This is a genomic window from Cryobacterium sp. TMT1-3, assembly GCF_004402315.1.
In the GTDB taxonomy this organism is placed as follows: domain Bacteria; phylum Actinomycetota; class Actinomycetes; order Actinomycetales; family Microbacteriaceae; genus Cryobacterium; species Cryobacterium luteum.
The window spans coordinates 117,592-135,363 of record NZ_SOFW01000035.1; the positions used below are offsets into that span (position 1 = coordinate 117,592).

12 protein-coding genes are annotated in these 17,772 nt (G+C 67.6%); 4 read left to right on the plus strand and 8 right to left on the minus strand.

The annotated features are described in order from the left end of the window. Positions 1 to 17 precede the first annotated feature (17 nt). The 4 genes from E3O25_RS12220 to E3O25_RS12235 all read right to left on the minus strand — a co-directional run bounded on the left by E3O25_RS12220 (position 18) and on the right by E3O25_RS12235 (position 5,136). A complete protein-coding gene (locus E3O25_RS12220) occupies positions 18 to 2,147 on the minus strand; it encodes an APC family permease (protein WP_092110472.1) in 2,130 nt (709 codons plus the stop codon). Between the two features lie 505 nt (positions 2,148 to 2,652). Further along, positions 2,653 to 3,369 (minus strand): PadR family transcriptional regulator, encoded by a 717-nt coding sequence (locus tag E3O25_RS12225; protein ID WP_092110279.1) that lies wholly within the window; start codon positions 3,367 to 3,369, stop codon positions 2,653 to 2,655. Then, on the minus strand, positions 3,366 to 4,253 hold the full coding sequence (locus E3O25_RS12230; RefSeq protein WP_134361267.1) for a DUF4097 family beta strand repeat-containing protein: 888 nt from the start codon (positions 4,251 to 4,253) through the stop codon (positions 3,366 to 3,368). Before E3O25_RS12230 ends, E3O25_RS12225 begins: the two co-directional genes overlap by 4 nt. An 88-nt stretch (positions 4,254 to 4,341) precedes the next feature. Then, positions 4,342 to 5,136, minus strand: coding sequence for a CPBP family intramembrane glutamic endopeptidase (locus E3O25_RS12235; protein ID WP_092110275.1), 795 nt, complete (start codon positions 5,134 to 5,136; stop codon positions 4,342 to 4,344). Positions 5,137 to 5,190: 54 nt separating this feature from the next. Between E3O25_RS12235 and E3O25_RS12240 the strand changes: the two genes are divergently transcribed. Then, on the plus strand, positions 5,191 to 6,357 hold the full coding sequence (locus E3O25_RS12240) for a M20/M25/M40 family metallo-hydrolase (protein WP_134361268.1): 1,167 nt from the start codon (positions 5,191 to 5,193) through the stop codon (positions 6,355 to 6,357). A 43-nt stretch (positions 6,358 to 6,400) separates the two neighbouring features. Here the strand turns inward: E3O25_RS12240 and E3O25_RS12245 are convergent, their stop codons facing one another. Continuing rightward, entirely contained in the window at positions 6,401 to 7,030 is a 630-nt protein-coding gene (locus E3O25_RS12245; RefSeq protein WP_198410985.1) for a YitT family protein, read from the minus strand. Positions 7,031 to 7,082: 52 nt separating this feature from the next. Between E3O25_RS12245 and E3O25_RS12250 the strand changes: the two genes are divergently transcribed. Then, positions 7,083 to 10,295: an efflux RND transporter permease subunit gene (locus E3O25_RS12250; RefSeq protein WP_092110270.1), complete on the plus strand. Its 3,213-nt coding sequence runs from the start codon at positions 7,083 to 7,085 to the stop codon at positions 10,293 to 10,295. Here the strand turns inward: E3O25_RS12250 and E3O25_RS17210 are convergent, their stop codons facing one another. Next, a complete protein-coding gene (locus E3O25_RS17210) occupies positions 10,296 to 11,855 on the minus strand; it encodes a M23 family metallopeptidase (RefSeq protein WP_241988581.1) in 1,560 nt (519 codons plus the stop codon). A 230-nt stretch (positions 11,856 to 12,085) separates the two neighbouring features. Further along, a complete protein-coding gene (hutH, locus tag E3O25_RS12260) occupies positions 12,086 to 13,681 on the minus strand; it encodes a histidine ammonia-lyase (RefSeq protein ID WP_134361269.1) in 1,596 nt (531 codons plus the stop codon). Between the two features lie 111 nt (positions 13,682 to 13,792). Here hutH and E3O25_RS12265 point away from each other — a divergent pair, with 111 nt between their 5' ends. Beyond that, positions 13,793 to 14,560 (plus strand): IclR family transcriptional regulator, encoded by a 768-nt coding sequence (locus E3O25_RS12265; RefSeq protein WP_134361270.1) that lies wholly within the window; start codon positions 13,793 to 13,795, stop codon positions 14,558 to 14,560. A gap of 156 nt (positions 14,561 to 14,716) precedes the next feature. On the opposite strand, the gene E3O25_RS12270 is transcribed toward E3O25_RS12265, so the two are convergent. Next, the gene (locus tag E3O25_RS12270; protein WP_092110264.1) at positions 14,717 to 15,181 is read right to left on the minus strand and encodes a GNAT family N-acetyltransferase; all 465 of its coding nucleotides are present in this window, start codon (positions 15,179 to 15,181) and stop codon (positions 14,717 to 14,719) included. 259 nt (positions 15,182 to 15,440) lie between these two features. Between E3O25_RS12270 and E3O25_RS12275 the strand changes: the two genes are divergently transcribed. Beyond that, complete coding sequence (locus E3O25_RS12275; protein WP_092110262.1) at positions 15,441 to 17,633, plus strand: DEAD/DEAH box helicase; 2,193 nt, start codon at positions 15,441 to 15,443, stop codon at positions 17,631 to 17,633. The last annotated feature ends 139 nt before the right edge of the window (positions 17,634 to 17,772 follow it).

A 17,772-nucleotide genomic window follows, 5' to 3' on the forward strand; every position in this document is an offset into this window, starting at 1 on the left:
AAAACGGATGCCCGCCGCTATTTGCGCTTGCGCCTTCGGGATGCCGACGGGCGGGACTGCGCGGGGACCGTTCCGACGATCGTGGTCGATTTCGTTGCAGTGTCGATCGTTCCGGTGGGCGGCGCAAGCGGGCGGCGCGACACCGGGCGGGAACGCACGGGCTCGCCGCGCCGGTCCTGACCGGGGATGGGCCGGGATCGGCGGCCGTAGATGAGCTCGGAGGAGTCGAGCAGCCACGGCACGAGGGCGATCGTGACGCCGTGCACGAGCATGAGTTTCTGGCGCAGCCGTCGGGCCTTGTGATTGTGCAGCAGGCCCTCCCACCAGTGGCCGACGATGTAAATGGGCGTGTACACGGTGATGACCTCGGAGCCGTGTTCGTCCCGGCGGCCCTTGATGTAGTTGATCAGCGGCCAGCTGATATCGCGGTAGGGCGAGGCGACGATGCGCAGCGGCACCTGGATGTTCTGTTTGACCCAGGCGCGTTTGAGTTCCTTGGTCTCGGTCGTGTCAATGGAGACGTGCACGGCTTCGAGGCTGACGTGGCGGGCGGCGATGGCATAGTCCAGGGCTTTCAGCACCGGCTTCTGCATCTTGCCGACCAGCACGATGGCATGGTCGCCTTGCGACCCGAAGGTCGTGATCGGGTCGACCTCGATCTCCTTGGCGACGTCGCGATAGTACCGGTTCACCCCCATCATCAGAAGGAACAGCACCGGCATCATCACGAAGACCAGCCACGCGCCGTGGGTGAACTTGGTGATGGTAACGACGATGAGCACGATGCCGGTCAGTGCGGCGCCGAATCCGTTGATTGACAGACTCAGAATGATCGAGCCGCGATTGGGCGGGTTCGTTTTGAGAAGTTTCAGCCAGTGCCGCACCATGCCGGTCTGACCGAGCGTGAACGACACGAACACACCGATGATGTACAGCTGAATGAGCACGGTGAGGTTGGCCTGGTAGACGATCATGATGGCGCAGGCGGCCAGGGCGAGCAGGACAACGCCGTTGGAGTAGATCAGGCGGTCGCCGCGGGTGCTGAGCGACTTGGGAGCGTACGAGTCGTGCGCGAGCACGGAGCCGAGCAGTGGGAACCCGTTGAAGGCCGTGTTTGCGGCGAGCAGCAGCACGGCCGCCGTGGCAGCCTGAAGCACGAAGAACATGATGGAGAAGTCGCCGAACGTCGCCGCGGCGACCTGGGCGATCAGGCTGCGCTGCGGGGAGGTGGCACATTCGGCCCAGCCGATCAGGTCGCAAGCGCGTTCCGCGTAGTGCACCTGGGAGATGAGCGCGAGCGCTGTCAGCCCGATGAACAGCACAATGGCGATGCCGCCCATCAGGGTGAGGGTGCGTTGGGCGTTCTTGACCTTGGGGTGTTTGAACGCGGGTACGCCGTTCGCGATGGCTTCCACGCCGGTCAGGGCGGAGCATCCGCTCGCGAAGGAGCGCAGAAGCAGCAGGACGAAAGCAGCCTGGGCGAGGTTCTCGCCCTGCACGTCATAGCCGGCCGATTCGGCCACCGGCGCGTCGCCGAGCAGCGCGCGCACGAGACCGACGACGATCATGAGCAGCACACTGCCGATGAACAGGTAGGTCGGCACGGCGAAAGCTTTGCTCGACTCCCGCACGCCGCGCAGGTTGGTCGCGGCGAGCAGAATGATGAAAATCACGGCGAGCTCGACCCGCAGCGGGGCCAGCGCCGGGATCGCCGAAATGATGTTGTCGACCCCGCTGGCCACCGACACGACCACGGTCATCACGTAGTCCACCAGCAGAGCGGATGCGACGACCAGGCCGGCCTTCTCGCCGAGATTCTTGTGGGCGACCTCGTAGTCGCCGCCGCCCGAAGGGTAGGCCTTGATCAGCTGACGGTAGGACGCGACCACGACCACGAGCAGCACGACGACCACCGCGGCCACCCAGGGGGCGAAGCTCAGAAAGGCGAGCCCGCCGAGGGTGAGAATCATGAGAAGTTCCTGCGGCGCGTAGGCCACGCTTGACAGCGGGTCGCTCGCGAAGATGGGTAGGGCGAGGTGCTTGGGCAGCAGCTGGCCGTCCAAATGCTCGGTGGGGAGCGGATCGCCGATGATCCACCGCTTGGGGGAACGACTTTCCGGTACTGGGGCGCTCGCCTCGGGTGTCACGAGGGACGACACTACACCTAAGCCGGCCTCTGTCAAATTGAGCCGTGTTCTTGGGCGATTCCTCAGGTTTGAAACGGATGCCTGTGGGCGCGGCGGCGGGATGTTGAACGGATGCGTGTGGGCCGAGACGACAGGTCACCTGCTGACCTCTGACCGTGAACTTGTTCGTGTGGGCCGCGACGACGGGTCATCCGCTCCCCGCTCAAACATTGAGGTGTTTCGGAGCATCGCGCGAAAAGCGTGCGCAACGCCCCGAAACACCTCAAAACTCGCAACTCCGCGAATAACCCGCCGCCTCGGCGGCGTGCAGATCGCCTCGGCGGCACAGCGCCGGACTTGCGCCAGTATGCGGTAGTTGTGGCCTGGCCAGTACTCCCGCGCCATGCGACGAGCTGGACTTGCGCCAATGCGTGCGAGTTCCGCCTCCCGCGCACTGGCTCAACTCCCGCGCACTGCGAAGCGGAGACAATGGACGGCGGGCGCTGGCGGTCTCGGGGAGGGTGGCCTACGCGTGCAGCGTGGCGAGGATGCTCGCGCGCACCTCGGCGAGTTGCCGGCGGAGCGCCGGCACGGTGTCGCTCGGCACGACCGACCGGGCGGCCTGGGTGCGCAGGTCCGTGCGCAGCTGCTGCCGGAATTCGTTCAGTACCATGTCGGCCTCGCGCAGGGCCTGCGTTGATTCCTGGCGCGCGGTCGCGGGCGCCGCGGGTTCGGCGCTCGAGGGTGCCGCGGGCGGCTGCTCGGCGGGCGTCTTGCGCTCCCAGTCCGATGAGCCGGTCGGATCCCACGACTCGGGAGTACCGTCGTAACCGCGCGATTCGGGGGCGGTCGTACCGCGGGCCTGGCGGGCGGCCGAGGCGAGGTCAGCGCGCAGGGTCTTCATGGCGGAGTTGACGCCGGTGCGCACCTGGTCGGCGAGGCGGCGAACCGAGTCGGTCACCTCGTCCTCGATCGCACCGAGTTCGCCGTCGCGGGCGAGCAGTTCGGCACGCCCGGCGTCGGTGATCTCGTAGACGGTCTTGCGGCCGTCGGCCTGCTTAGTGACGAGGCCCTCTTCCTCGAGCTTGGCCAGCCGCGGGTAGATCGTGCCGGCGCTCGGACTGTAGGTACCGCCGAAGCGGTCGCTGAGCGCCTGGATCAGCTCGTAGCCGTGCCGGGGCCGCTCGGCGAGCAGGCTCAGCAGGTAGAGGCGCAGGCTGCCGTGCGCGAACATGGCACTCATGCCGGGTCTGCCTGAGAAGCAGGGGCGGTGTCTGCGGAAGCAGGGGAGGCATCCGCTGCACCGGCCGACGTCGGGCTCGTGGGTTCGCGGCGCACGACCGAGATGTCGCCGGACACCGAGTTGGAACGCACGTCGACCCAGCTGCCGTCGAGGGCGCCGGTGGAGCCTTCGTAGCCCTTGCCGAACGCGGTGCGCACGGTGTGGTCGTCGAGTTGCAGCGTGCCGGAGAGGGTATTGAGGTGGTAGCGCGCGGCGACGGCGGTCTCGAGCCGCACGGTGAGGTTGCCGCTGACCGAGTTCGTCACGATCTGGTCTGGCGTACCGGCCAGGTCGAGGAACACGTTGCTCGAGACCCCGTCGAGGGTGAATTGACGGATGCTGCCGCTCGCCGTGATATCGCCCGATACGGTGTGCACGGAAAGCGCTCCCACATGGTTGCGCACCGAGATTTCGCCGTTCACCGCGTTGAGTTCGAGGTCGCCCTGCACATCGTCGATGACAAGGTCGCCAGAGACGGTGCTGAGTTTGGCGTCATTGCGCAGACCCGAGACGAGGGCGTCGGCTGAGACGACTCCGAAGCGCAACGCCACGTCGCGGGGAACGGAAATGCTCACCTCGGCGCGAGCGGTGCCGCGAAACGAGGCGAAGACCTCGATGAAATTGTCCCAGCGCAGCTGCGGGTGGTCGATCTCGAGGCGGTCGCCGTCCATGGAGATTTTCAGGTCTTTGCCGGTGACGCCGTGCAGTTCAATGCGGGCGCCGGGTTCGTCATGGCCGATGATGTCGACCGTGCCGGCGATGAGGCCGACCTTCAGGTGGCGCACCAGTTCGACGTCGATAATCTTGGTCTGCCCGGGGGCGACCAGCCATTTTTCCAGTGACACTGGGTTGTCCTTTCAGAAGGGGAAACTCACGCTATATCGCGTGTCCTGTAAGACACGATATATCGCGTTTCTGAACGGTGCAAGAGGGTCAGTACAGAAAGATGTCGAGCCAGACACGATTGTGCGCGTGCACGAGCACGGCGAACACCACCACGTCGAACAAAAGGTGCACGCAGACCACGTAGGTCAGCGACCGGGTGCGGGCGAAGGTGTAGCCCTGCAGCAGTGCGAACGGCACCGTGAGCAGCGGACCCCACGACTGGTAGCCGAGCTCCCAGAGAAACGACGAGAAGATCACGGCCTGCAGAATATTGGCCTGCCAGTCGACGAAGTGTCGCCGAAGCAGGGCGAACGCGACGCAGATGAAGAACAACTCATCCCAGATGCCCACGAATCCCACGCCCACGAACAGGCGGGCGATTTCGTCCGGCACGGTCACCGCCGGCCAGTTCTGGTACGCGCCACTACCGATGAAATAGCTCGGCAGAATCAGATACCCGATCAGCACCACGATCGGCAGGTAGGCCCGCTCGAGCCTGGTCCAGCGCTGCCCGGTGCGAATCGGAAACCGTATCGCGTGGTCCGTGAAGTAGTACCGCGACAGAAGGTAGGGAACGAGTACGGACAGGCTCAGCACCGTGCCCATGAGCGCAATGTTGGGGTAGCTGATGTTTGCCTCTACCGAGATCGTGCTGATGATGGCGAGGCCCACGGCAATGAGTAACAGGTCGCGAAACAAAGCCCGGTTGATCAGAAAGGCGAGCACGAGCGCTGCGGCGAGCACGACGTAGCCGGCCACAGGCATTCGCAACGCAAACAGCAGCACGGCGGATGCGCTCACCAGCGCCGCCGGGATCAGCCCCCACCGTGATGTCTTGCCCATGCTGCACCCTACCCAGCGCACGTCCCCGTTCGCGAGAGGGCTTAGATTTTAGGGATGACCCGTCTACCCCCTGAGAGCGACCCCGTCGCGATTTTGCAGCAACTCGTGCGCATCGATTCGGTCAACCCCGACCTCGTGCCGGGCGCCGCCGGGGAGGTCGAAATCGCGGCTTGGTGCGGTGAGTGGCTGGTTGCCCGGGGCTTCGAGGTCACCGTGCTGGAGCACATTCCGGGGCGCCCGTCGGTCGTCGGAGTGAAACAAGGCACCGGCACGGGCCGCTCGCTCATGCTCAACGCTCACCTCGATACGGTCGGCGTCGCGACCTACGCGGCAAACCCGTTCAGCGGTGAACTCCGGGACGGCCGGGTCTACGGGCGCGGAGCCGTCGACACCAAGAGCGGGCTTGCGGCCATTCTCGTGGCGGCAGCGCGGGCATCGGCCTTGGGACTCGCCGGCGATGTGATCGTGACCCTCGTCGCCGACGAAGAATTCGGCAGCATCGGCACCGAGGAGGTGCTGCGCACACTGAACGCCGACGCCGCCCTGGTGATCGAGCCGAGCAGCCTTGAACTCACCACCGCGCATCGTGGCTTTGCCTGGTTCGAGCTCGAGCTCACCGGCCTGGCTGCGCACGGCTCCCAGCCCGAACTCGGCGTGGACGCCATCTGGCACGCCGGCCTGGCCCTCGCCGCCCTCGATGGCCTGCGCCAGCGGCTGAACGCCGAACCGGCCCACGCCACGCTCGGCCACGGCGCCGTGCGGGTATCGAAAATTGTCGGTGGCGACGATGCGGCCACGGTCGCGGCCCGCTGTGTGCTCACCGTGGAACGACGGATGCTGCCGGGCCAGCCGCCCGACCGTGTCGAGGCCGAGCTGCGCGCGCTCTTCACCGCCGTGGCCGTTGGTGAACCCCAGTTTCAGTTCACACTGACCCGACTGGTGGGCCGCGCCGCGTTCGAGGCCGAGCCGCACTGGCCCATTGTGAGAGCGCTGACCGCCAACACCGAGCGGGTGCTCGCGCGACCCGCGGCGACCCGGGGCGAACCGTTCTGGACCGACGCCGGGCTCATTCTGCAAGCAGGCATTGCCTGCGTCGTGTTCGGTGCCGACGGCGAGGGCCTGCATGCGGACACCGAGTGGGCCGACGCGCAGTCGGTGCGTGCGCTCGCCGACATTCTCGAGGGCACGATCACCGACTTCTGTGGGCTCGCAGCCGACTGATCTGCTTGGAGGTTTCGGTAGGCTGGACGGCCCGCGGCATCGACTACGGAACGGGCTCGGGCTCGGGCTTGGGCTCGGGGAGGGGTACGGCGGGGGCGGGGCGCTTGATCGCCAGGAGGGGCATGGTGAGGTTGCAGAGGGGGCCGACCAGCAGGGCGAACAGCACGGTGCCGACGCCGACGTTGCCGCCGAGCAGCCAGCCTGCGGCGAGCACGACGACCTCGATTCCGGTGCGCACGACCCAGATCGGTCCGCCCGTGCGTTTGTGCAGGCCGGTCATCAGGCCGTCGCGCGGGCCCGGTCCGAAGTGGGCCCCGATGTAGAGGCCGGTCGCGACGGAGAGGGTGATCAGGCCGGCCGCGAAGAGAACGCAGCGCAGCCACAGGGCGAGGTCGGCCGGAATCAACCAGAGGCCGACATCCGCTGCCGGGCCAACCAGCAGAGCGTTGAGAATGGTGCCGAGGCCGGGCTTCTGGCGCAGCGGAATCCACAGCAACAGCACGACGGCGCTGGTCAGTGTGGTGATCAGGCCGAAGCCGAGGTGCAGGTGGGCGTCGATGCCCTGGGTGAGCACGTCCCAGGGGGCCACGCCGATGGCACCGCGCACGATCAACGCGATGCCGATTCCGTAGAGAAACAGGCCCATTAGTAGTTGAATCAGTCGACGAGTCACGAGGATTCAGTCTAAAGGTCGGGCGCAGGCCGCGCACTGGCATACTGAGCTGGTGCATTTTCTCGCGGTACTGAGCATGAAGAATCGGGCGCTGATCGCCCTCATCACCATTGTGGCGGCCGTGTTCGGCAGCCTGGCCCTGACCGGGCTCAAGCAGGAGCTGATTCCATCCCTGCAGCTGCCGCAGCTGCTCGTGTCGACAAATTACCCGGGTGCATCGCCCCAGGTCGTCAACGACGACGTGTCGACCCCGATCGAGACCGCCATCCAGGGTCTGGTCGGGCTGGAGACGACGTCGACGACGAGCAACACCAACTCCTCGCTGGTGAGCGCCACCTTCACCTACGGCACCGACCTGGTCAAGGCCGAATCCCGCATCGACCAGGCCATCAACCGCATCCAGGGCGTGCTGCCGGCCGACGTCGACCCGCAGGTGATCAGTGGCAGCATCGACGACTTTCCGGTGATATCCCTCGCGGTCAGCTCGAGCGATACCGTTGCGCTCGCCGACCAGCTCAAGCGCAGTGTGCTCGGTGACATTCGTGACGTGGCCGGCGTGCGTGACGCCGCCCTGGTCGGCGATATCGGCCGCCGCGTCACGATCACGCCCAACGCCGACGAGCTCGCCGCGCGCGGATTCAGCACCCAGAACCTGCGCGACGCGCTGCAGCAGAACGGGTCGCTCATTCCGGCCGGCGCCATCACCGAGGGCCTCACGACACTGTCGGTGCAGGCCGGTTCGAAGCTCGGCTCGGTTGACGACATCGCCGCCCTGCCGCTCGTGGCCAGTTCGGCCGGTTTCACCGGCGCCACAGCGGATGCCGGCCCCACGAACATCGGCGACGTCGCCACGGTCGCCCTCGCTGAGAACCCGGTCGCGAGCATCTCCCGGGTGAACGGCGAACCCGTGCTCACCATCGCCGTCACCAAGGTTCCCGCCGCGAACACGGTCGACGTGTCGAAGGCGGTGCGCGCGATTCTGCCTCAGCTCGAGGCGGCCGTCGCGCCCGCCACTTTCACCGTGGTGTTCGACCAGGCGCCGTTCATTCAGCAGTCGATCGACGCGCTCACCCAGGAGGGGCTGCTCGGCCTCGGCTTCGCGGTGATCGTGATTCTGCTGTTCCTGCTCTCGGTGCGGGCCACGCTGGTCACGGCGATCTCGATTCCCACCTCGGTGCTGATCACCTTCATCGGCCTGCAGAGCGTGGGCTATTCGCTCAATATCCTCACCCTCGGCGCACTCACGATCGCCATCGGGCGGGTCGTCGACGACTCCATCGTGGTGATCGAAAATATCAAGCGGCACCTCGTGGCCGGCGCCGATCGCGCCGCCACGATCGTCTTCGCCGTGCGCGAAGTGGCCGGGGCCATCACGGCATCGACCGTCACGACGGTCACCGTGTTCCTGCCGATCTCCTTCGTCGGCGGGTCGACCGGCGAGCTGTTCCGGCCGTTCGCTCTCACCGTGGCCATCGCTTTGCTCGCCTCCCTGCTCGTCTCGCTGACCATCGTGCCGGTGCTCGCCTTCTGGTTCTTGCGGGCGCCGACCGCTGAACCAGCTGCCGAATCAACGACCGGTGGCGAGCCCGACGCCTCCGATATCGGCGGGGTCACCGTCGGATCGGTGCCCGCAGCGCACTCGCGGCACGCGGCTGCGGCATCCGTTTCGACCGGCCTGCCCACGGGGCTGTCCGCGGCAGCCGAGGCCGGCGAAAACCCGGGACGGCTGCAGACGGGTTATCTTCCGGTCATCCGCTTCACCCTGAAACACGCCGTCGCGACCCTGCTGCTCGCGGTGCTCGTGCTCGGCGGAACGGCCGCGCTCGTGCCGTTCATGAAGGTGAACTTTCTGGGATCAACCGGGCAGAACACCTTCCGGGTGACGCAGACGCTTCCGGTGGGCACCAGCCTGGCCGCGCAGGATGCGGCATCCGCTTCGGTCGAGACCGCGCTTCAGCGCCTCGATGGTATCGACATCGTGCAGCTCTCGATCGGCGGAGGAAGCGCGGCGAGCGCGTTCCGCGGCGGAGCGCCGACCTCGAGCGCCGTGACCTATTCGATCACCACCGCCGATAGGGCCGACGCCGACGCGGTGCAAGATCATGCGCGCACGGCCCTGGCCCAACTGGGCGACGTGGGCGAGATCTCGGTGGCCGCGGCCAGCGGGTTCGGAGCCTCCTCCGACATCGCCGTCGACATCACCGCGGCAACGGATGCCGACCTCGAGACCGCGACCACGTCCATTCTCAGCGCGGTACAGAAACTCGGGGCGATCACCGAGAGCGCGAGCACCCTCGCCGCTTCGCTGCCCTACCTGGCCGTGACGGTCGACCGGGCGGCGGCGGCGGTAGCCGGCCTGAGCGAATTCGCACTCGGCACCCTCGTGTCACAGGCCATGCAGCCCAGCGCAATCGGCTCCATCGTGATCGACGAGACCAACCTCACCGTGTACCTGACGGCGCAGTCGCCTCCGACAACCGCCGCCGAACTCGCCGCCGTGCAGATTCCCACGCGCACCGGATCGGTGGCTCTCGATACACTCGCGACCGTGGAGCAAGTCGATGGGCCGAGCACGCTCACCACGGCGAAGGGGCTACGCACGGCGACCGTCTCGGCGACGCCCGCGAGCGACGACCTCGGCACGGCGAACGCGCAGCTGAACCAGATGCTCGCCGATACTGCGCTGCCGACCGGGGCGACCGCGACGCTCGGCGGGGTCAGCGCCGACCAGGCCGAGGCCTTTCAGCAGCTCGGGGTCGCGATGCTCGTGGCCATCCTCATCGTGTACATCGTGATGGTGGCCACCTTCCGGTCGCTGCTGCAGCCGCTGCTGCTGCTCGTGTCGGTGCCGTTCTCGGCGACCGGCGCCATTGCCCTGCAGGTGGTGACCGGTATTCCCCTCGGGGTGCCGTCGCTGATCGGCGTGCTCATGCTCATTGGAATCGTGGTGACCAACGCGATCGTGCTGGTCGACCTGGTCAACCAGTATCGGCGGCGGGGGCTGTCGGTGCGCGACGCTCTCGTTGCGGGGGCCAGCCGGAGGCTCCGCCCCATTCTGATGACGGCGCTCGCCACGATTTTCGCCCTGCTGCCGATGGCCTTCGGCCTCACCGGCCACGGCGGCTTCATCTCGCAGCCGCTCGCCCTGGTGGTCATCGGCGGGCTCGTATCGTCGACGGTGCTCACTCTCATCGTGCTGCCGGTGCTCTACCTGCTGGTCGAGGGCGCCCGGGAGCGGCGCGCGGCCCGTCGGGTTGTTCGGTAGTCAGCGGCCGAGCACCACGCCGCGCTTCAGAAAGAAGGCTTGTGGGTCGATGCGCACGCCGTCGACTCGAACCTCGACGTGCGTGTGGCAGCCGGTGGACAGGCCGGTGCTGCCCACCCGGCCGACCTGTTGGCCTGCGGCGACCCGATCACCGACAGCGACCAGGGTATCGCTGAGGTGGGCGTAGCCCGTCTGTACACCCTGGCCGTGGTCGAGGAGGATCCAGTTGCCGTAACTCCCAACGGAGCCGGCCGCCCGCACTATGCCGGCGGTGGCCGCAAAGACGGGGGCTCCGCAGCCGGCCCCGATATCGGTGCCGTAGTGGAACGCGCCGACCCCGGGGAGCGGGCGAACCGGGCGCGGGCCGTAGCCATCCGTGATCGGCCCGTGTGCGGGGTTGGCCCAGCCCTGATCGCTCAGCTGGCCGGCGTCGGTGGGAATGATCGGGCGCACGTCGAGTGCGGCAAGGGTTGCAGCAGCGTTCGCGGCATCAGCCGCGGCGGCGACGAGGGCCAGACCCGCCACCTCGAAGTCGCTCGCAGCCGTATCGACTGCTGCCTGACTGGCCTCGACCGTCACCGAGCTCGCGGCGGTGCGCGTCTCGGCGTCCTGCTGATTCAGCTTGATCGCGCGCGCCTGGTCGGCCTCGGCGCGCGCCTGGATCGTCTCGATGTTGTCGGTGCCGCGGTCCAACTGGTCGAGCGTACTGAGTTGGTCGAGCACGTTGTCGAGGGAATGCCCGCCGAGAAAAACGTCAGCGACGCCGACGCCGCTCTGTTGCTGGGCCAGCTTGCGTGCGAGTACGGCGAAGCTGGTCTTGGACTCTGCGGCGTCCCGGGAGGCCTCTACGGCCAGTCGGTGCACGAGAGCGGCGCGGCCCCGTGCGATCGTCTGGCTGGCCAGTGTGGATTCCAGGTCGTCGCGGGCGGTGTCGAGCACGGCCTGGGCGGTTTGCGAACGGGTGAGGGCGACGGCCAGTTCCGCGCCGCGTTGCCCGGCGAGGTGCTGCGCCGTGGCGCGTGCGGCGGCGACTCGTTCGGCCGCTATCGCGGCAGCGGCGCGGGCCGTGGCGGCCGTTTGAGCGGATGCCGCGGTTGCGGCCAACGCGACACTATCGACGGGTGCAGCCGGGCTCGGGGCTCCGCGCGGGTCGGGAGCGATCTTGGGGGCTGGTTCGGGGTCGGTCACCGGCGGGATGGGGCCGTCGCTCGGTTCCGGGGTGGGTTCTTCGGTCGGGGTCGGTTCCGGTTCCAGCGTAGCCGTTGGTTGCGGTGTTGGTTGTGGTGTGGGCTCCGCGGTCGGTTCGGGGCTGGGACTGACCGTGGGTTCCGGCGTGGGTTCCGGCGTGGGTTCGGGCAAGGGTTCGGGCGTGGGGTCCGGCGAGGGCTGCGCGGTGGGTTCCGGGGACGGACCGATGGTCGGTTCCGGCGCGGGATCGCTCGGCGGCTGCGCTTCCGGCGGGGTATCGACGATGGGTGCGGCCGGCGCCCCGGCTGGCAGCTCGTCAGCGCTCGCCGCGACCGGCAGGCCGAACAGTACGAGCGCCGTGATCAGGGCCACAGCCAGCCAACCGTCACGGTACGTTACGGCCCGATCCGGGTGCCGTGCCTGCCGGAAACGCCCGAGCCCTCCGGTGCGACGGCGCTTCGAGGCTGGCAACATTGCGGGACCTGTTCCATTCGGGTAATGGAGCTACGCGGCTCGGATGGGCCGGCGTGGCGCAAGTATGGCACGGCGCCGCACGGGTCACAACGGGGCGAAGCGACCTATCAAGGTCGCTACAAGGTCGGCTAGCCCCAGGCCAGATCTGTGCCCGCCGCGTGCCGCACCGCACCCGACGCCACGAGTTGCACGACCGCTTCGATTTCGGGGGAGAGAAAGCGGTCGTGCCCGGGTCCGGGAACCACGGTGCGCACGAGATCACGCACCGCTCCGGTCGCCGCAGCCGGCGTGAGCGGCGCGCGCAGATCGAGCGAACGCGCCGCGGTCATGATCTCGATCGCGAGCACCCGGCCGAGTCCGTCGAGTGAGCGGCGCAGTTTGCGGGCGGCGTGCCAGCCCATCGACACGTGGTCCTCCTGCATCGCCGAGGAGGGGATCGAATCAACGGAGGCCGGCGCGGCGAGTCGTTTGAGTTCCGACACGATGCCGGCGGCGGTGTACTGCGCGATCATGAGCCCGGAGTCCACGCCAACCTCGTGGGCGAGAAACGGCGGCAACCCCTTGCTGCGACTCGCGTCGAGATGACGGTCGGTGCGCCGCTCACTCATGCTCGCGACATCCGCTGACGCGATGGCGAGAAAATCGAGCACATAGCCGAGTGGGGCACCGTGAAAATTACCGTTGGACATCACCCGACCGTCGACGGTGACGACCGGATTGTCGATGGCGCTGGCCAGTTCACGGCCGGCGACGAGTGTGGCGTGGGCGGCAGTGTCGCGCGCGGCACCGTGCACCTGCGGGGCGCAGCGCAGGGAGTAGGCGTCCTGTACCGACGTGTCCTCTGGACCGGCGTGACTCGCCAGCACGCCGGAGCCGGCGAGCAGTCGGCGCAGGTTGGCGGCGCTGTCGGCCTGGCCGAGCTGGGGCCGCAGCTGCTGCAGGTCGGCCGCGAAGACAGCATCCGTTCCGAGCAGGGCTTCGACGCTCATCGCCGCGGCGATATCGGCAGTCACCAGCAGGTTGGCCAGGTCGTCGAGGGCGAGTACAAGCATGCCGAGCATGCCGTCGGTGCCGTTGATCAGGGCGAGGCCCTCTTTCTCGGCGAGTACGACCGGGGTGATTCCGGCTGCGGCCAGGGCATCGCCGCCGTTGGTCAGTCTGCCCGCCCGGTCGCGCGCCTGGCCTTCGCCCATGACGACGAGGGCGCAATGCGCGAGCGGGGCGAGGTCGCCCGAGCAGCCGAGCGAGCCGTATTCGTGCACCACCGGGGTGATCTGTGCGTTCAGTACGGCCGCGTAGGTCTCGGCGGTGGCCGGCCGCACGCCGGTTCGACCGGTCATCAGGGTACTCAGCCGCAGCAGCATGAGGGCGCGCACGACCTCCCGTTCCACCTCGGGCCCGCTGCCGGCGGCGTGCGAGCGCACCAGGCTCGCTTGCAGCTGGGCACGGCGATCGGGCGCGATGAACGTCGTCGCGAGGGCACCGAACCCGGTAGAGATGCCGTAGTGCGGCTCGGTGTCCGACGCGAGGGCATCGATGATCGTGCGAGTCGCCGCGACCTCGCCGAGACTCGCCGGGTCGAGGGTGACGCGCGCGTTGTGCCGGGCGACGGCGATCACGTCGGCAAAGGAGAGTGCGATGGTACCGACGACGACACTCGCCGTGACAGCGGATACCTCGCTCGAGTCGTGCGCGGATGTGCTGGAGGCGGTCGCGAGGGTCATGCTTCGAGTGCACACCCCCGCGGTCTCCCGCGACAGGGCGATACGCTGAACGATGTCCGGGATACCGGACACCGGCATCCGCTCTGAATGCCCGCTGGCTGAAGGGACAGGATGGCTTCGAAGGTTCCGGCCGCGCAGAACACGCTGCGGGTGCTGACGCATCTGGCCGCCCAGCGCGGACCGGTTCCGGCGGCCACGCTGGCCAGCTCCCTGGGCCTGCCGCGCTCGACCGTGTACCAACTGCTCGACTGTCTCGTGGCTGAGGGTTTCGTGGTGCACCTGCCCGAGGAACACCGCTACGGCCTCGGCATCGCCGCGTTCGAGTTGAGTTCCGGGTTCAGCCGGCAGGAACCGCTCTCCCGGCTCGGCCGCCCCCTGATCGCGCAACTCGTCGACCGGTTGGGGGAGAGCGCTCACCTCGTCGTGCTGCACGGGCGCGATGTGATCTACCTGGTTGAGGAACGCGCCGCGCACCGCCCCTCCCTCGTCTCCGACGTGGGGGTGCGACTGCCCGCCCACCTTACGGCCAGCGGTCGCGCTATGCTTGCCGGCCTGCCCGCTGCGCAATTGCGTGCGCTCTACCCGAGTCAGGCGGCGCTCGAGCAACGCGACGGCCGTGGCCCGCGCACGAGGCTCGAGCTGCGGGCCGTGCTCGATCGCGCGCGAACGGATGCTTACGCCACCGAGAACGGTGAGATCACGCCCGGCATCGCCTCGGTCGCGCTCGCGGTGCGGGACCATGCCGGCTGGCCGGCCGCCGCCATCGCCGTGACCTTCGCGAACGATCGGTTCGACGTGGATCGCTGGCCGGCGCTCGCCGCAGCCGTGGCGGTGACCGCGGCCGAGCTGTCCCGCCGGATCGGCGGCCGGCCGGGCTAAGTCGGCGGTCGACCGCGTTGAACTCGCGGAGCGTCGCGGCACGCCTGCCGGAGGTTGGCAGGTGTTGAAACCCGTGCCAACTTCTCCAACACGGGCCGCGACCGTTGCGCAGCCGCTCGGCGTTCCCGGCCTGGCTGCTCGAGGGTGCCGCCTGAGTTACAGGCTCTTGGCGAAGCAGACGCTGAGCTCTTCGCCGATGTACTGGCCGAACAGCTCGATCTGCTCATAGCCGCGACCGCGGTACAGCGCCATGGCCGCGTGCTGCAGCGTGCCGGTTTCCAACGCGAGAGAGCGGATGCCGCGTTCGGCGGCATCCGCTTCGATGCGGTCGAGCAGGCGGCCGGCGACGCCACGCCCACGAGCAGCCGGGTGTACGAACAGCCGTTTCAGCTCGGCGGCGTGCTCAAGGGAGCGCAGCGGCACCAGGGCGGCCATGCCGCAGGCGGTGCCGTGCTCGTCGCGGGCCACGTACACGGCGACGCCGGCTCGTTCCAGTTCGTCGGTGCTGAGCAGAAAGGTGTTCTCCACCGGGTAGAGCGAATGCGCGAAGACGGTACCGGCGGCCAGCAGTTCGGCGACGTCGGTCTGCCGGGGCGGCTCGATACTGATCGAAATGGTCATGTCTCCAGAATAGGGCGAGGCAATGTGCACCCTTCTGCGTGACTTTTCAGCAAGCTTCCGGTAGCGTAGACAAGTCGGCTCTTGACACCGTGCTGTGCGCGGATGGGTTTGTAAGTCAAGTTGGGCCGGTTTCCCAGTAATCCGCTGGTGAAAAATCACTGTATGTGAACGGCCCCGACCAAGATTGCTCGGGTTCTCAGTTACGTCGCGTGTGCGATGTTGTTCTGCCATGTACTGAACACAACCCAGAGAAATTTTTATGCCTCAAGGCAATTCGCACAACTCCCCCGTCGGTCGCGGCGGTAAGAACTTCGATCCCAAGTACGCCTCCAAGGGCGGATCGGGCCACGGCGGCTCCAACAACGCCGGCAGCAAGAGCCCCGGACACCGTGGCTACCGCGCCGATGAGAGTGCCCCCAAGAAGCAGCGCTGGAACGCCGACGAGCGTGCCGCGCGTGCAAACGAGCGCCCCTCAAGCGAACGCCCGGCCTACGGCTCGCGTTCCGTTCGCCCCGAAAACGGCGGCCGCACCAACAGCGAGCGCAATGAACGCCCGGCCTACAACAACGACCGTCCCCGCACAGACCGCCCGTCGTACAACAACGACCGTCCGGCTCGTACGGAACGTCCCTCCTATGGTGACCGTGCCCCTCGTACTGATCGTCCGGCTTACAACAACGACCGTCCGTCGTATGGCGACCGCAACAGTGCTCCCCGTACCGAGCGTCCCTCTTATGGTGACCGTGCACCGCGCACCGATCGCCCCGCGTACAACAATGACCGTCCGGCGCGCACGGAGCGTCCGTCTTATGGCGACCGCAACGGTGCCCCGCGCACCGAGCGTCCCAACTATGGTGACCGTGCCCCACGCACTGATCGTCCGGCTTACAACAACGACCGCCCGTCGTATGGCGACCGCAACAGCGCTCCCCGTACCGAGCGTCCCTCCTACGGCGACCGTGCCCCGCGCACCGATCGTCCGGCCTACAACAACGACCGTCCGGCTCGCACCGAACGTCCCTCGTATGGAGACCGTAATAGTGCTCCCCGCACCGAGCGTCCCTCCTACGGTGACCGCCCGGCCCGCAGCTTCGAAGACCGCGCCCCGCGTCGCTCCAACGACGACCGCCCGCCGCGCCGCGACTTCGGCAACGACCGTCCGAGCGATGGCGACAGCAAGTTCTACCCGAAGCGCAGCGAAAACGGCGCCAAGCCGAGCTTTGCTGGCGGCGATGATGTCGTACTGGAGCGCCTCGAAGCCATCGCGACGACGGCCTCCGATGTCGTCGGTGTGACCTTCGGCGACCTGGGCCTTGGCGAGAACATTGTGCGCGAACTCGCCGCCCTCGGCGCTCCGTCACCGTTCCCGATCCAGGCTGCGACCATCCCCGACGTGCTCGCCGGGCGCGACGTGCTCGGCCGCGGCAAGACCGGATCCGGTAAGACCATCGCCTTCGGTGCTCCCCTCGTCGAAAAGCTCATGGAGAACAACGGCGCCAAGGACCGCAAGATGGCCCGCAAGCCCCGCGCACTCATCCTGGCCCCGACCCGTGAGCTCGCGCTGCAGATCGACCGCACCGTGCAGCCCATCGCCCGCAGCGTCGGCCTCTTCACCACCCAGATCTACGGCGGAGTTCCGCAGTACCGTCAGGTCAGCGCCCTCCAGCGCGGCGTCGACATCATCATCGGCACCGCGGGCCGCATTGAAGACCTCATCGACCAGGGTCGCCTCGACCTGAGTGAAGTCGTCGTCACCGTGCTCGACGAGGCCGACTACATGTGCGACCTCGGGTTCCTCGAGCCGGTCCAGCGCATCCTGCGCCAGACCAAGGCCGGCGGCCAGAAGCTGCTCTTTTCTGCGACCCTCGACAAGGGTGTTGCCTCGCTGGTCAAGGAATTCCTGACCAACCCGGCCGTGCACGAGGTCGCCGGTGAAGACCAGGCCTCCTCCACGATCGACCACCGCGTACTCGTCATCGAGCACCGCGACAAGGGCCGCATCATCGAAGAACTCGTCAACCGCGAGGGCAAGACGCTCATCTTCAGCCGTACCCGTGCTTACGCTGAGCAGCTCGCCGACCAGCTCGAAGACGCCGGAGTCAAGGCCACCAGCCTGCACGGTGACCTCAACCAGGCTCGTCGAACCCGCAACCTGCAGATGCTGACGAGCGGCCGGGTCAACGTGCTCGTCGCAACGGATGTCGCGGCTCGCGGAATCCACGTCGACGACATCGACCTGGTCATCCAGGCCGACGCCCCCGACGAATACAAGACCTACCTGCACCGTGCGGGCCGTACCGGCCGCGCGGGCAAGACCGGAACCGTCGTCACGCTCATTCCCAAGCAGCGCAAGCGCCGCATGGACGAGCTGCTCGACCGTGCCGAGATCGATGCGAGCTACACCTCCGCCACCCCCGGTGACGCGGCTGTGCGGGAACTCGCCAACATCTAGCATCCGCTCGCAGTAGTACGCCTCAGTAAGGGCACCCGCTAATCGGCGGGTGCCCTTTTGCGTACTCAGGCGCCAGCGGGTTGTGCGAACCGGCCCGCATCTGTCAGAATTACTTTCCGAACGGTCGGTAAGTTTCGAG